We start from the raw sequence: 14479 nt of genomic DNA, 5'->3' as shown, positions 1-14479 counted from the left end.
ATGCCATGAGCGCCGAGGACCTCGAGAAGTACGAGACCGAGATGGAGCTCAAGCTCTACCGGGAGTACCGCGATGTCGTCGGTCTGTTCAAATACGTGATCGAGACCGAACGGCGCTTCTACCTGACCAACGACTACGAGATGCAGGTGCACTCGGTCCAGGGTGAGGTGTTCTTCGAGGTGTCCATGGCGGATGCGTGGGTGTGGGACATGTATCGGCCGGCCCGCTTCGTGAAGCAGGTCCGTGTGTTGACGTTCAAGGACGTGAACATCGAGGAGCTGAACAAGAGTGATCTGGAGCTGCCGGGCAGCTGAAGGTGGCTTCGCCCTGGTGGCTTTCGCCCGTGTGAGTGACGGGATTTTCCACAACCGCTGAGTAGTCCACCAAGATCAACTCGGTGGGCGGGGTTGCGTGATCGTTGGCGCCGGAGGTGGTGCCGACATGAACGCACGCAGTGCACTCGGCAGGTACGGCGAGAGTCTGGCCGCGCGGCGGCTGACCGAGGCCGGGATGACGGTCCTGCAGCGCAACTGGCGCTGTGGCAGGACGGGCGAGATCGACATCGTGGCGCGGGACGGCGAGGTCCTCGTCGTCTGCGAGGTCAAGACACGGCGGGCCGGTGCCTTCGAGCACCCGATGGCCGCGGTGACTCCCGACAAGGCGGAGCGCCTGCGAAGCCTCGCCGCATGCTGGATCCACGCCCACGGAGGGGCGCCACCGGGAGGCGTCCGCATCGACCTGGTGGGCATCGTCCTGCCACAGCGCGGCGCACCCGTGGTCGAGCATGCGCGGGGGGTGGCCTGAGATGGGTTTCGCTCGTACCTGCTCGGTGGCGCTGGTCGGCGTCGAAGGAGTCGTGGTCGAGGTCCAGGCCGACCTGGAGCCCGGCGTCGCGGCCTTCACACTGGTGGGGCTGCCGGACAAGAGCCTGACGGAGAGCCGGGACCGGGTCAGGGCGGCCGTCGTCAACTCCGGCGGCGACTGGCCCCAGAAGAAACTCACGGTGGGGCTCAGCCCGGCCTCGGTGCCCAAGGCGGGCTCGGGGTTCGACCTCGCCGTCGCGTGTGCCGTACTGGGGGCCGCCGAGCGGATCGACCCGCGCGTCCTCGCCGACATCGTGATGATCGGCGAGCTGGGCCTGGACGGGCGGGTGCGTCCGGTCCGGGGCATCCTGCCCGCGGTCCTGGCAGCCGCGGACGCAGGCTACGTACAGGTCGTCGTGCCGGAGTGCGCCGCGGCCGAGGCCTCGCTGGTGCCCGGGGTCTCCGTCCTCGGTGTCCGCAGTCTGCGGCAGCTGATCGCGGTCCTCGCGGACGAACCGGTGCCCGACGAGGAACCGCACGAGCCCGGCCGTCCCGACCCGCTGCTGGCCGGCCTGCGCGTGCCGGGCACGGGCGCCGCCACCGGCATGCACAGTGCCGGAGCCGCTCAGCACGACCACGGACACGACCTGGCCGACGTCGTCGGTCAGACCTCGGCGCGCACGGCCGTGGAGGTCGCGGCGGCCGGTAGCCATCACGTCTTCCTGGAGGGGCCGCCGGGAGCCGGCAAGACGATGCTCGCCGAGCGGCTGCCCGCGGTGCTGCCGCCGCTGGCCCGGGAGGAGTCGCTGGAGGTGACGGCGGTGCACTCGGTGGCCGGTCTGCTGCCACCGGGCAAGCCTCTGATCGACGTCGCCCCCTACTGCGCCCCGCACCACTCGGCCACCATGCAGGCCCTCGTCGGCGGCGGACCCGGCATCGCCCGCCCCGGGGCGGTGTCCCTGTCTCATCGAGGCGTCCTTTTTCTGGACGAGACACCCGAGTTCAACACCCGGGCGCTCGACGCGCTCCGGCAGCCGCTGGAGGCGGGACACGTCGTGATCGCGCGCAGCGCGGGTGTCGTACGGTTCCCGGCGAAGTTCCTCATGGTGCTCGCGGCGAACCCCTGCCCGTGCGGCCGCTTCTCGCTGACCGACGACTTCTGCGAATGCGCGCCCTCGGCCGTCCGCCGCTATCAGGCCCGGCTCTCCGGGCCGCTGCTCGACCGGGTCGACCTGCGGGTGCAGGTGGACCGCGTCACGCGTGACCAGCTCGCCGGCCGCGGTGCCCGGGGCGAGTCGACCGCCGTGGTCGCGGACCGGGTGCGGGCCGCCAGGGAACGCGCGGCGACGCGCTTCGCCGGCACCCCGTGGCGGACCAACAGCGAGGTGCCCGGACGCGAGCTGCGCAGCCGCTGGCACGCCGTGGCCGGGGCCATGGACGAGGCCGAGCGCCATCTGGAGCGGGGCGTCCTGACCGCCCGAGGGCTGGACCGCGTCCTGCGCGTCGCCTGGACCGTCGCGGACCTCGTCGGACACGACCGCCCGGACGCCACGGACGTCGCCCTGGCCCTGCAACTGCGCACCGGGGTGCCCCGGGGCGTGCCCATGGCCATCGGGGCCCTGACATGACCGGCGACGAACCCGACGACGAGCTGCTCGACCGCGTCCTTCTCGCCCGGGTCGTGGAGCCCGGTGACGAGGTCGGGGGCCGGTGGATCCGGGAGTGGGGCCTGAGAGAGGTGGCCGCGCGGTTGCGCGGGTGCGGAGAGCCGCTGCCCGGGGTGAGCGAGAAGCGCTGGGGTGGGATGCGGGCCCGGGCCGGGGTGGCGCAGCCGCGCCGGGATCTCGCGGTCGCGTACGAGGCCGGGGCACGGTTCGTCGTTCCCGGGGGAGCCGAGTGGCCGGGACAGCTCGACGACCTCGGGGACGCCCGGCCGATCGGGGTGTGGGTGCGGGGGCGGCCCAGCCTGCGGATGTGGGCGCTCCGGTCCGTCGCGCTCGTCGGGGCGCGCGCCTGCACCGAGTACGGGGCGCACATGGCGGCCGTCCTCGGCACCGGGCTCGCCGAGCTGGGGTGGGTCGTCGTGTCCGGCGGGGCCTACGGGGTCGACGGTGCCGCCCACCGCGGTGCCCTCGGCGCCGGCGGTGCCACCGTCGCCGTCCTGGCCTGCGGGGTCGACCGGCCCTATCCACGCGGACACGTCCAGTTGATCACGAGGATCGCGGAACAGGGCCTGGTGATCGGGGAGTTGCCGCCCGGCGAGCACCCGACGCCCAGCAGATTCGTGCTGCGCAACAGGGTGATCGCCGCCCTCACCCGGGGCACCGTGGTCGTCGAGGCCGCCCACCGCAGCGGCTCACTGGTCACCGCGCGTGCGGCACAGCGGTTGGGCCGTCACACGATGGGGGTCCCCGGACCGGCCACCAGCAGCCTGTCCGGCGGGGTGCACGAGCTGCTGCGCGGGGGCGCCACGCTGGTCACGGACGCCGCGGAAGTCGTGGAGCTGGTCGGCGACATGGGAGAGCTGGCCCCCGACCGGCGCGGCCCGGTGCTGCCGCGCGATCTGCTGGCCCCGGAGGCACGGAGAGTCCTGTCCGCGCTGCCCGGCCGTCGGGAGGCCGGCGCGGACGAGATCGCGCGCGGTGCGCAGACGACACGGGACGACGCCGTCGCGAGACTGTACGAACTCCGTTCACTTGGTTACGTCGAACGACACGGCGACGGCTGGAAGTTGACACGCCAGGCGATGATCTCCGTCCGGGGTGACCGAGGCCCGTCCTGACGGAGCGTGTTCGGCCGTCCGGGGGACCCTCGAAGCCCTTGGGAATTACCGCAGTTGGGGTGTTCCGTTGATCACACAGGGCGACGGCCGCGCCGCGCGGAAGGGGCCCGCGGAACGCTTCGGAGGGTGAACCCCGGCCCGCTGTTTGCGCACTGCGACTCCTCAGTCACGCTACGCTCACGGGGATTCCGACGCACATCACGTACATCGCGTACTTCACGGCAGAACGGCACAAGGCTACGCATGCCCCAGCACACTTCCGGGTCCGACCGGGCGGCCATCCCCCCAGCCGCCCGTGACGGTGGCAGCGTGCGGCCGCCCGCTCCCTCGACGCTCGACGAACTGTGGCGGTCGTACAAGGCGACGGGGGACGAGCGGCTGCGCGAGCAGCTGATCCTGCACTACTCACCGCTGGTGAAGTACGTCGCCGGACGGGTGAGTGTCGGCCTGCCGCCCAACGTCGAGCAGGCGGACTTCGTGTCCTCGGGGGTCTTCGGGCTCATCGACGCGATCGAGAAGTTCGACGTCGACCGGGAGATCAAGTTCGAGACGTATGCGATCACCCGGATCCGCGGCGCGATGATCGACGAACTGCGGGCCCTGGACTGGATCCCGCGGTCCGTGCGGCAGAAGGCGCGCAATGTCGAGCGGGCGTACGCGACGCTGGAGGCGCGGCTGCGACGGACACCCACGGAGGGAGAGGTCGCCGGCGAGCTGGGGATCGCCGTCGACGATCTGCATGCCGTCTTCAGCCAGTTGTCGCTGGCCAACGTGGTGGCACTGGAGGAGCTGCTGCACGTCGGGGGCGAGGGCGGTGACCGGCTGAGCCTCATGGACACGCTGGAGGACACCGCCGCGGACAACCCCGTGGAGGTCGCCGAGGACCGGGAGCTCAGACGGTTCCTCGCGCGGGCCATCAACACGCTGCCCGAGCGGGAGAAGACCGTGGTGACCCTCTACTACTACGAGGGGCTCACGCTCGCCGAGATCGGGAACGTGCTGGGCGTGACCGAGAGCAGGGTCAGCCAGATCCACACCAAGTCCGTGCTGCAACTGCGGGCGAAGCTGGCCAGTTTCGGTCGCTGACCCGGCCGTGCGGCCTCTCGTCGATGCCTGCTCGGGCGGAGTGACTCCCGTCCGCGGTGGCGCGTCCGTACAGTGGTTGACGTGCCAAGGATTCGAGCGGCCTCCGTGGCCGAGCACCGGTCGATGCAGCGAGCCGCCCTGCTGGACGCGGCTCGTTCTCTGCTGTCCGAGGGTGGGACGGAGGCGCTGACCTTCCCGGCCCTCGCCGAGCGCACGGGGCTCGCACGGTCGTCCGTGTACGAGTACTTCCGGTCGCGGGCCGCCGTGGTCGAGGAGCTGTGCGAGGTCGACTTCCCGGTGTGGACCGCGGAGGTCTCGGCGGCGATGGAGCGGGCTTCGACGGCCGAGGGCAAGGTCGAGGCGTATGTGCGGCAGCAGTTGGCGCTGGTCGGGGACCGGCGGCACCGGGCCGTGGTGGCCATCTCCGCGAGCGAGCTGGACGCGGGAGCCCGCGAGAAGATCCGTGCGGCGCACGGCGGACTGGTCGCGATGATCGTCGAGGCGCTCGGGCAGATGGGGCACGAGCAGCCCCGGCTGGCGGCGATGCTGGTGCAGGGGGTCGTGGACGCGGCCGTACGGCGGATCGAGCTGGGGGCGGCGGAGGAGCCGACCGTGATCACCGAGGCCGCGGTCTCCATGGCGCTGCGGGGTGTGCGGGGCTCAGGGGGCTGAGAGGGGGCTGCCGGGCGCCGGGTCCGTCCTGGTCGCGTGGCAGGGGCGCTGTCGGGTGCCGGTCCGTCGTGGCTGGGCGCGCAGTTCCCCGCGCCCCTTGGGTGGGTGCAGTCGAGCGGCTCTTGAGGGGTGGCCGGAACGCTATGTCGGCAGGGGCACCCCCAGGACGGGGAGCAGTCTGGACGGGCCTGTGCGCAACAGCCACGGGGGCAGCAGGGACAGCGGGTCCAGGTAGGTCTCGCCTCTCCGCAGACCCCAGTGCACGCACGCGGCCGGGCAGTGGGAGCCCGTTGGTTCCACCGCGCCCACCACCTCGCCCGCCGTCACCATGGCGCCCTTCTCCACTGATGCCGTCACCGGTTCGTAGGTCGTCCGAAGGTCTGTGCCCGTCAGTTCCACCGAGACGACCGGCTTGCCCGCCACCCGGCCCGCGAAGGACACCCGGCCCGCCGCCACCGCCCGTACCGGGGTGCCGGCCGGTGCCGCCAGGTCCACGCCCCGGTGGCCGCGGCCGTACACCGTCGCCGGTGGTTCCCAGCCGCGCAGGACCGTCGGCCGGGCGCCCACCGGCCAGGTGCGCCCGAGCGCCGGTACCGGGGCGTCCGCGGTGGTGGCCGTCGGCGTGAGGGCGGCCCGCTCCGGAGCGGGTGCCGGCGCCGTCAGGAACAGCAGGAATCCCAGCACCAGCCATGTACCGCGTCGTCCGCATCGCTTCGCTCGCATGCGGAAACCGTCCCGCACCCGCCCCGGTCATGGCCGGAGCCTGTGGACTACTCCCGGGTTGTGGACAGCGGCGTCACCCGGTGCTCCGCCGGTCCCGTACACTTCTTCTGGCGATCCGGGTCACCGGGTCGACTTCGCACGCCCCGACACCACGCCGTCACACGGTCGGTGTCAGCGCCTCTCGGTCCTTTGCGGCAAGGCGCGTCGCGGGCGTCAGGCGCGGGTGCCCTCCGGTACCCGCGGTACAACCGAGAACACCAAGGAGAACGGCCATGGCCGTCGTCACGATGCGGGAGCTGCTGGAAAGCGGCGTCCACTTCGGTCACCAGACCCGTCGTTGGAACCCGAAGATGAAGCGCTTCATCTTCACGGAGCGCAACGGCATCTACATCATCGACCTGCTCCAGTCGCTGTCGTACATCGACCGCGCCTACGAGTTCGTCAAGGAGACCGTCGCCCACGGCGGCACGGTCATGTTCGTCGGCACGAAGAAGCAGGCGCAGGAGGCCATCGCCGAGCAGGCCACCCGCGTCGGCATGCCCTACGTCAACCAGCGCTGGCTGGGCGGCATGCTCACCAACTTCTCGACCGTCTACAAGCGTCTGCAGCGCCTCAAGGAGCTTGAGCAGATCGACTTCGAGGACGTCGCCGCCTCGGGTCTGACCAAGAAGGAGCTCCTGGTCCTCTCGCGCGAGAAGGCCAAGCTCGAGAAGACCCTCGGTGGTATCCGCGAGATGCAGAAGGTGCCCAGCGCCGTCTGGATCGTGGACACCAAGAAGGAGCACATCGCGGTCGGCGAGGCCCGGAAGCTCAACATCCCGGTCGTCGCGATCCTCGACACCAACTGCGACCCCGACGAGGTCGACTACAAGATCCCGGGCAACGACGACGCGATCCGCTCCGTCACCCTGCTCACCCGTGTGATCGCCGACGCCGTCGCCGAGGGCCTCATCAGCCGCTCGCGCGTCGCCACCGGTGACAAGGGCGAGAAGGCCGCCGGCGAGCCGCTCGCCGAGTGGGAGCGCGACCTGCTCGAGGGTGGCGAGAAGAAGGCCGAGGAGACCCCGGCTGCTGAGGCTCCCGCCGCGGAGGCCGCTGAGGCTCCCGCCGCTGAGGCCCCGGCCGCCGAGGAGGCCCCCGCGGCCGAGGCTCCGGCCGCCGAGGCTCCCGCCGAGGCCGCTCCGGCCGCGGACGCCGAGCAGGCCTGACCCGTCAGCGTCAGGGGTGACGGCGGGAGCGGGGGCACTGACTCCGCTCCCGCCGTTCACCCGTAGGTCAGCGGAGAGTCGGCGGCCCCGGGCTAGATGGGGGCCGTAGACCCCGTAGATCTTCGATCTTCCAGACTTCGAGAAAGATTCACAGACTCATGGCGAACTACACCGCCGCCGACGTCAAGAAGCTCCGTGAGCTCACGGGCGCCGGCATGATGGACTGCAAGAAGGCGCTGGACGAGGCCGAGGGCGACGTCGAGAAGGCTGTCGAGGCGCTCCGGATCAAGGGCCAGAAGGGCGTCGCCAAGCGCGAGGGCCGCTCCGCCGAGAACGGCGCCGTGGTCTCGATCATCGCCGACGACAACTCCTCCGGCGTCCTGGTCGAGCTGAAGTGCGAGACGGACTTCGTCGCCAAGGGCGAGAAGTTCCAGGCCGTCGCCAACCAGATCGCCGAGCACGTCGCCGCGACCTCCCCGGCCGACCTGGAGGCCCTGCTCGCCTCCGAGATCGAGGCCGGCAAGACCGTCCAGGCGTTCGTGGACGAGGCCAACGCCAACCTCGGCGAGAAGATCGTCCTGGACCGCTTCGCGCAGTTCGCCGACGGCTTCGTGACCGCGTACATGCACCGCACGATGCCCGACCTGCCCCCGCAGATCGGTGTCCTCGTCGAGCTGGACAAGCCGAACGCCGAGGTCGCCCGCGGTGTCGCGCAGCACATCGCCGCCTTCGCGCCGAAGTACCTCTCCAAGGAAGACGTGCCGGCCGAGGTCGTCGAGTCCGAGCGTCGCGTCGCCGAGGAGACCACCCGCGCCGAGGGCAAGCCCGAGGCCGCCCTGCCGAAGATCGTCGAGGGTCGCCTCAACGGCTTCTTCAAGGACGCCACGCTGCTCGGTCAGCCGTACGCGCTCGACAACAAGAAGTCCGTCCAGAAGGTCCTGGACGAGGCCGGTGTCACCCTGAAGCGCTTCACGCGTATCAAGGTCGGCATCTGAGTCCGTACCGCGAGCGACGCGCGGGCCCGATAGGGTCGTCAGCAGTCGTCCGGTACGCCGCCACGCACGCGTGTGGCGGACGACAGCAGATCTGACGAGGAGGCCATTGCCGCGCATGGGATGCGAACCAGTTCCCACCGGCAGTGGCCTTCTTCGTATGTGCAACAGGTGAAAGAGGCGGGATCCCCATGACCACCAAGGCCCAGAAGAGCGACGACGGCAAAGTGCGCGGCCGGTTTCTGCTGAAGCTGTCCGGAGAGGCGTTCGCCGGTGGCGGGGGCCTGGGTGTGGACCCCGACGTGGTGCACAAGATCGCTCGTGAGATCGCCGCCGTCGTCCGGGACGGCGCCGAGATCGCCGTCGTCATCGGCGGCGGCAACTTCTTCCGAGGTGCCGAGCTCCAGCAGCGCGGCATGGACCGCGCCCGCTCGGACTACATGGGCATGCTGGGCACCGTGATGAACTGCCTGGCCCTCCAGGACTTCCTGGAGAAGGAGGGCATCGACAGCCGGGTGCAGACCGCCATCACCATGGGCCAGGTCGCCGAGCCGTACATCCCGCTGCGTGCCGTGCGCCACCTGGAGAAGGGCCGCGTGGTCATCTTCGGCGCCGGTATGGGCATGCCGTACTTCTCCACCGACACCACCGCCGCGCAGCGCGCCCTGGAGATCGACGCCGAGGCGCTGCTGATGGGCAAGAACGGCGTGGACGGGGTCTACGACTCCGACCCGAAGACCAACCCCGACGCGGTCAAGTTCGACTCCCTCGGATACGGCGAGGTCATCACCCGTGACCTGAAGGTCGCCGACGCCACGGCGGTCACGCTCTGCCGCGACAACAAGCTCCCGATCCTGGTGTTCGAACTCCTGGCGGAGGGAAACATCGCACGAGCCGTCAAGGGTGAGAAGATCGGCACGCTTGTGGGTGAGCAGGGCAGCCGGGACTGACCCGGGGACAGACCCGGTCCCTGACCGGGGGATGGACAATGTCCTGCCGGTCGGGAACCGTGCAGGAAGAAGACGCGACGCAGCCGGCCGCCGCCCCCAGGCACATGGAACAGCAGCCGGGCCTACTCAAGACACGCAGGAGCAAGTGGTGATCGAAGAGACCCTCCTCGAGGCCGAGGAGAAGATGGAGAAGGCCGTCGTGGTCGCCAAGGAGGACTTCGCCGCGATCCGCACCGGTCGTGCGCACCCGGCGATGTTCAACAAGATCGTGGCCGACTACTACGGCGCGCCGACGCCGATCAACCAGCTGGCTTCGTTCTCCGTGCCGGAGCCGCGCATGGCCGTGGTGACCCCGTTCGACAAGACCGCCCTGCGCAACATCGAACAGGCGATCCGCGACTCCGACCTGGGCGTCAACCCGAGCAACGACGGCAACATCATTCGCGTGGTGTTCCCCGAGCTCACCGAGGAGCGCCGCCGCGACTACATCAAGGTCGCCAAGGCCAAGGCCGAGGACTCCCGGGTGTCCATCCGCTCCGTCCGCCGCAAGGCCAAGGACTCGATCGACAAGCTCGTCAAGGACGGCGAGGTCGGCGAGGACGAGGGCCGCCGTGCGGAGAAGGAGCTCGACGACGCGACGCACAAGTACGTCGCCCAGGTGGACGAGCTCCTGAAGCACAAGGAAGCGGAGCTGCTCGAGGTCTGATGAACGACTCTTCCTGGGCGACTCCGCCACACGCCGGGTACTGGGGGCCGTCCGACCAGGGGCCTGTCCAGGGGGCTGCCCCGGCGGGTCCCGCGTACGATGCGCATGACGCGCAGCACACTCGCCCCATGCCCATCGTGCCCGACGGACCCGCTGTACCCCGGTACGGCGACGACCAGGATGACGACCGGGGGACCGCTCGGCTGAGCGGTCCCTTGTTCCGGGACGACACGTTCCGTGAAGAGACCGCACCGGCGCAGCCCTACCCGGCGGCACCGCAGAAGCAGAATCCGGAGCCCATGCCCGACTCCTCGCAGCCGGCGCCCGCGCCGCAGAAGAAGAGCGCGGGGCGGGACCTGGGTGCGGCCATAGGGGTCGGGGTCGGACTCGGTGCGGTGATCATCGCGTCGCTGTTCTTCGTCAAGGCCGCGTTCGTCGGCGTGATAACGGTCGCCGTCGTCGTCGGGCTGTGGGAGCTGACGAAGCGGCTGGAGGAGCGCAAGGGCATCAAGGCGCCGCTCGTGCCACTGGCGCTCGGCGGAGCCGCGATGGTCGTCTCGGGGTACGTCCGGGGCGCGGAGGGCGCCTGGGTCGCCATGGCGCTCACGGCACTCGCGGTCCTCGTCTGGCGGATGACGGAACCGCCGGAGGGCTACCTCAAGGACGTCACGGCGGGCGTCTTCGCGGCGTTCTACGTCCCGTTCCTGGCCACGTTCGTCGCGATGATGCTCGCGGCCGAGGACGGGGCGTCCCGCGTCCTGACCTTCCTGCTCCTGACCGTCGTCAGCGACACCGGCGCGTACGCGGTCGGCTGGCGCTTCGGCACCCACAAGCTCGCGCCGCGCATCAGCCCCGGCAAGACCCGCGAGGGCCTGGTCGGAGCGGTGGCGTTCGCGATGGCGGCGGGCGCGCTGTGCATGGAGTTCCTGATCGACGACGGCACCTGGTGGCAGGGCCTGCTCCTGGGCCTCGCGGTCGCGGCCAGCGCGACCCTGGGCGACCTCGGCGAGTCGATGATCAAACGGGACCTCGGCATCAAGGACATGGGCACGCTGCTGCCGGGCCACGGCGGCATCATGGACCGCTTGGACTCCCTGCTGCCCACGGCTCCCGTGGTATGGCTGCTGCTGGTGCTGTTCGTGGGCAGCGGCTGACGTACGACCGTGGTGGAGGGGCGGCAGCGACGGCTGTCGCCCCTTTGCATGTCCCTTTTGCATTTCCCCAGGTTCGGCATAGCGCAGGCCGGGACGACGCAAATTGTGGGTCAGACCTTGCTTCGCCCACGTAAAAGGAGCCGTTTTCGCGGGATCTCGTCCGGGATGCTGACCGTCGCGTCGGTTTTCGAACGGGGGAGCGGGATGAGCGAGCAGTTCGGGGTGGACCCCGAGACGCTGACGGAGCTTGCGGGGCGGTTCGACCGGGAGGCGACGGGCCTCGCCGGGCCGATCGCGGCGTTCTCGGGAAGTGCCGCGGAGATCGGGCAGGCGTTCGGGCTGCTGGGGATCTGCGACGGGGCGTCGGAGAAGTACCGGCAACTGCTGGAGAACACCGTCAAGGCGATCGGACATCTTCCGGACGTGCTCAGGAGCGACGGCGACCGGCTGCGGCTGAACGTCACCCACTACACGGACTCGGACCGGACGGCCCTCGGCTATCTGCACTCCGCGGCCTCGGGCGGCCGCCCGTGAGCGTCAACAGCTGGATCGACGGAAAGGTCCTGGAGATCCTCCAGGCCGCGGGTGTGGAACTCCCCGGCGGCGACGGCGACACCCTCCGGGCCATCGCCCGTTCCTGGGACGCCACGGGCACCGAACTGACGGATGTCGTACGGGCCGTGGACGCGGCGATCGCCGGGGTCGACCGGCAGGGCTGGCACGGGGCCGCCCGGGACGCCTTCGAGAGGCACTGGGGCGAGCAGAAGAAGGTCGTCCAGGACGTCGCCGCCAACTTCCACCGTGTCGCCGACGGCCTGCGGTCCTACGCGGACGAGATCGACGGGATCAACAAGGAGATCATCGACATCTGCGTCGAGATCGCCGAGATGGAGATCGCCGGGGTCGCGCTGTCGTTCTTCACCGGTTTCGTCTCCGACCTCGTCGCGAACACTGCGGTGGCGGCGCGGGTCGCCAAGATCGTGGACCTGGTCGGGCTGTTCACCTCGGCCGCGGAGCGAGTGGCCGGGCTGTTGGAGCGCTGCGACGCGCTGAGCGCGGAGAAGGCGGCGAACCTGGTGAAACTGCTCTCCGGGCTCGGGCGCTTCACCGCCAGGTTCACGGGGACCTTCGCCACCAACTTCGTCGCCGACTCGGGAAGCATGATGTTGAACCAGGCGGCCCACGGGCAGCCGGTGACCGTCGGGGACGACCTCACCTACGGCAGCCGGGCCGCGGCCGGCACAGCCGCGTTCGGCGGGGTCGCCGGCGCCGTCGGAGCGCGTCTCACGGGAACGGCGGGCGACATCCTGCGCGGGGAGGGGCTCCTCGGCACCACCCTCAACGGTGCGGCCGGCAACGTGGCGGGCGGTTACACGGCCGACGCCGTCGGCGGCGCGAGTGGCGCGGCGACCGCCCAGGACGCCCTGACCAACGCGGCCACGGGGGCCTTCGGTAACGCCCAGAACCACGGCGTCAACCATGCTCTGGAGCAACACGGCAGCCTGGGCGGCGAGCACCTCAGTGACCGGGGCAAGCTCGCCGACGGCGCGTTCACGACCACGGTCGGCACCACCCTGAACACCACTGTGTACGCCGCCGGCTCCGGCATCGAGGCGGATCTTCAACAACTGGCGAAGGACGAGAAGGACCAGTGAGGGCTCTGAGCGACGTGACGCTTGCCGCGGTGTGGACCCCGAACCCGCACCATCCCTACACCTGGGTCATGTTCCTCGGGTTCCTCCTGCTCGTGTTCGGGGGCGCGATCACGGTCACCGGCGCCTACGCGACCGTGACGCTGCTGCGCGGACCCGGTGAGAGGAAATGGGGTTCGTTCGTGATCGGACCGTTCATCCTCGCCGTCGGGCTCGCCATCGGGTACGCCGGTGTCGCGCTGGTCTAGGACAGCGAGGGAAGGGCCGATGATCCTCCTCGCGGCCGTGTTCACTCCCAGCCCGCACCATCCCCTCACGTGGGTCGACTTCTTCGGGTACCTGCTGTTGCTGTGCGGTTCGGCCGCCGCCCTGATCGGCGGGTACGCGGCGATCAGCACCTACCGGGGCCTGGAACCCTCCCGCCGACGCGGACAGATCCTGCCGGTCACCCTCACCGGCGGCTGCTTCGTGATCGTCGGCCTGGCGGCCGCCGCCTTCGGCGTGTGGATCTTCTGAACGCGACTCCGGAATGATCTGCGACACTGGTTGGGCTATGCCTAAGCCCGGAGAACTCACTTTCGTCGCCCCCCGCGGAGCCCAGAAGCCGCCGCGGCATCTCGCCGACCTCACGCCCGCCGAGCGCAAGGAGGTCGTGGCGGGGATCGGGGAGAAGCCGTTTCGTGCCAAGCAGCTCTCGCAGCACTACTTCGCGCGGTACGCGCACGACCCGGCGGAGTGGACGGACATCCCGGCCGGGTCGCGAGGGAAGCTGCAGGAGGCGCTGCTTCCCGAGCTGATGACCGTCGTACGGCATCTGTCGACCGACCAGGGGACCACGCGCAAGACGCTGTGGCGGCTGTTCGACGGGACGCTCGTGGAGTCGGTGCTGATGCGGTACCCGGACCGGGTGACCATGTGCATCAGCTCGCAGGCCGGGTGTGGGATGAACTGCCCCTTCTGTGCCACCGGGCAGGCGGGTCTTGACCGGAATCTGTCGACCGCCGAGATCGTGCATCAGATCGTGGACGGGATGCGGGCGCTCCGGGACGGAGAGGTGCCGGGCGGGCCCGCGCGGCTCTCCAACATCGTCTTCATGGGCATGGGCGAGCCGCTCGCCAACTACAAGCGGGTGACGCAGTCCATCCGCGCGCTCACCGATCCCGCTCCCGACGGCCTCGGGCTCTCGCAGCGGGGCATCACCGTGTCGACCGTCGGGCTCGTGCCGGCCATTCACCGGTTCTCCGACGAGGGCTTCAAGTGCCGGCTCGCGATCTCGCTCCACGCTCCCGACGACGAGCTGCGCGACACCCTCGTCCCCGTGAACACGCGGTGGAAGGTGCGCGAGGTGCTCGACGCAGGGTTCGAGTACGTCGAGAAGAGCGGGCGCCGGCTGTCGATCGAGTACGCGCTCATCCGGGACATCAACGACCAGGCCTGGCGGGGGGACCGGCTCGGACGGCTGCTCAAGGGCAAGCCCGTGCACGTCAACCTCATCCCGCTGAACCCGACCCCCGGGTCCAAGTGGACCGCCTCCCGGCCCGAGGACGAGAAGGCGTTCGTCGAGGCCATCGCCGCCCATGGAGTACCGGTGACGATCCGGGACACCCGTGGACAGGAGATCGACGGGGCCTGTGGTCAGCTGGCGGCCACCGAGCGGTAGTCTGACGACTGTACGTACATCTTCATATCCGACAGGGGAGCGCCACAGCGCTGAGAGTGCGGCAATCGGGCCGCAGACCCTCTGAACCTCG

General features: G+C 70.3%; 17 protein-coding genes. 16 read left to right on the top strand and 1 reads right to left on the bottom strand.

Features of this window, described 5'->3' with window-relative positions; genetic code table 11:
- Positions 1-5: 5 nt before the first annotated feature.
- The 6 genes from AQI94_RS39270 (at position 6) to AQI94_RS39245 (ending at position 5343) form a co-directional block, all read left to right on the top strand.
- Entirely contained in the window at positions 6-314 is a 309-nt protein-coding gene (locus AQI94_RS39270; RefSeq protein ID WP_005311352.1) for a DUF2469 domain-containing protein, read from the top strand.
- A gap of 127 nt (positions 315-441) precedes the next feature.
- Positions 442-804, top strand: coding sequence for a YraN family protein (locus tag AQI94_RS39265; protein ID WP_031045106.1), 363 nt, complete (start codon positions 442-444; stop codon positions 802-804).
- A gap of 1 nt (position 805) precedes the next feature.
- Positions 806-2431 (top strand): YifB family Mg chelatase-like AAA ATPase, encoded by a 1626-nt coding sequence (locus tag AQI94_RS39260; protein ID WP_031045108.1) that lies wholly within the window; start codon positions 806-808, stop codon positions 2429-2431.
- On the top strand, positions 2428-3585 hold the full coding sequence (gene dprA / locus AQI94_RS39255) for a DNA-processing protein DprA (RefSeq protein ID WP_031045111.1): 1158 nt from the start codon (positions 2428-2430) through the stop codon (positions 3583-3585). Before AQI94_RS39260 ends, dprA begins: the two co-directional genes overlap by 4 nt.
- A 243-nt stretch (positions 3586-3828) precedes the next feature.
- Positions 3829-4671, top strand: coding sequence for an RNA polymerase sigma factor WhiG (gene whiG, locus AQI94_RS39250; RefSeq protein WP_031045114.1), 843 nt, complete (start codon positions 3829-3831; stop codon positions 4669-4671).
- Positions 4672-4776: 105 nt separating this feature from the next.
- Entirely contained in the window at positions 4777-5343 is a 567-nt protein-coding gene (locus AQI94_RS39245; RefSeq protein ID WP_031045117.1) for a TetR/AcrR family transcriptional regulator, read from the top strand.
- A 141-nt stretch (positions 5344-5484) separates the two neighbouring features.
- On the opposite strand, the gene AQI94_RS39240 is transcribed toward AQI94_RS39245, so the two are convergent.
- Positions 5485-6066, bottom strand: a complete 582-nt coding sequence (locus tag AQI94_RS39240; RefSeq protein ID WP_062230303.1) for a M23 family metallopeptidase — start codon at positions 6064-6066, stop codon at positions 5485-5487.
- 272 nt (positions 6067-6338) lie between these two features.
- On the opposite strand from AQI94_RS39240, the gene rpsB reads away from it, so the two are divergent.
- The 10 genes from rpsB (at position 6339) to rlmN (ending at position 14388) form a co-directional block, all read left to right on the top strand.
- Complete coding sequence (gene rpsB, locus AQI94_RS39235) at positions 6339-7274, top strand: 30S ribosomal protein S2 (RefSeq protein ID WP_031046964.1); 936 nt, start codon at positions 6339-6341, stop codon at positions 7272-7274.
- A gap of 158 nt (positions 7275-7432) precedes the next feature.
- A complete protein-coding gene (gene tsf / locus AQI94_RS39230) occupies positions 7433-8269 on the top strand; it encodes a translation elongation factor Ts (protein WP_020138769.1) in 837 nt (278 codons plus the stop codon).
- 188 nt (positions 8270-8457) lie between these two features.
- Positions 8458-9216, top strand: coding sequence for a UMP kinase (pyrH, locus tag AQI94_RS39225; RefSeq protein WP_020120963.1), 759 nt, complete (start codon positions 8458-8460; stop codon positions 9214-9216).
- A gap of 148 nt (positions 9217-9364) precedes the next feature.
- A complete protein-coding gene (frr, locus tag AQI94_RS39220; protein WP_020120962.1) occupies positions 9365-9922 on the top strand; it encodes a ribosome recycling factor in 558 nt (185 codons plus the stop codon).
- Complete coding sequence (locus tag AQI94_RS39215; RefSeq protein WP_031046967.1) at positions 9922-11076, top strand: phosphatidate cytidylyltransferase; 1155 nt, start codon at positions 9922-9924, stop codon at positions 11074-11076. Before frr ends, AQI94_RS39215 begins: the two co-directional genes overlap by 1 nt.
- A 204-nt stretch (positions 11077-11280) precedes the next feature.
- Entirely contained in the window at positions 11281-11610 is a 330-nt protein-coding gene (locus AQI94_RS39210; RefSeq protein ID WP_225890402.1) for a WXG100 family type VII secretion target, read from the top strand.
- Complete coding sequence (locus AQI94_RS39205) at positions 11607-12731, top strand: WXG100 family type VII secretion target (protein WP_031046974.1); 1125 nt, start codon at positions 11607-11609, stop codon at positions 12729-12731. The genes AQI94_RS39210 and AQI94_RS39205 overlap by 4 nt, the downstream gene beginning before the upstream one ends.
- Positions 12728-12976, top strand: a complete 249-nt coding sequence (locus AQI94_RS39200; RefSeq protein ID WP_031046977.1) for a hypothetical protein — start codon at positions 12728-12730, stop codon at positions 12974-12976. Before AQI94_RS39205 ends, AQI94_RS39200 begins: the two co-directional genes overlap by 4 nt.
- A 19-nt stretch (positions 12977-12995) precedes the next feature.
- A complete protein-coding gene (locus AQI94_RS39195; protein WP_031046978.1) occupies positions 12996-13244 on the top strand; it encodes a hypothetical protein in 249 nt (82 codons plus the stop codon).
- A gap of 37 nt (positions 13245-13281) precedes the next feature.
- On the top strand, positions 13282-14388 hold the full coding sequence (rlmN, locus tag AQI94_RS39190) for a 23S rRNA (adenine(2503)-C(2))-methyltransferase RlmN (protein ID WP_031046981.1): 1107 nt from the start codon (positions 13282-13284) through the stop codon (positions 14386-14388).
- The last annotated feature ends 91 nt before the right edge of the window (positions 14389-14479 follow it).

The organism is Streptomyces pseudovenezuelae, from assembly GCF_001513955.1.
GTDB lineage: Bacteria > Actinomycetota > Actinomycetes > Streptomycetales > Streptomycetaceae > Streptomyces > Streptomyces pseudovenezuelae.
This window is presented reverse-complemented; position numbering and strand designations above follow the sequence as displayed.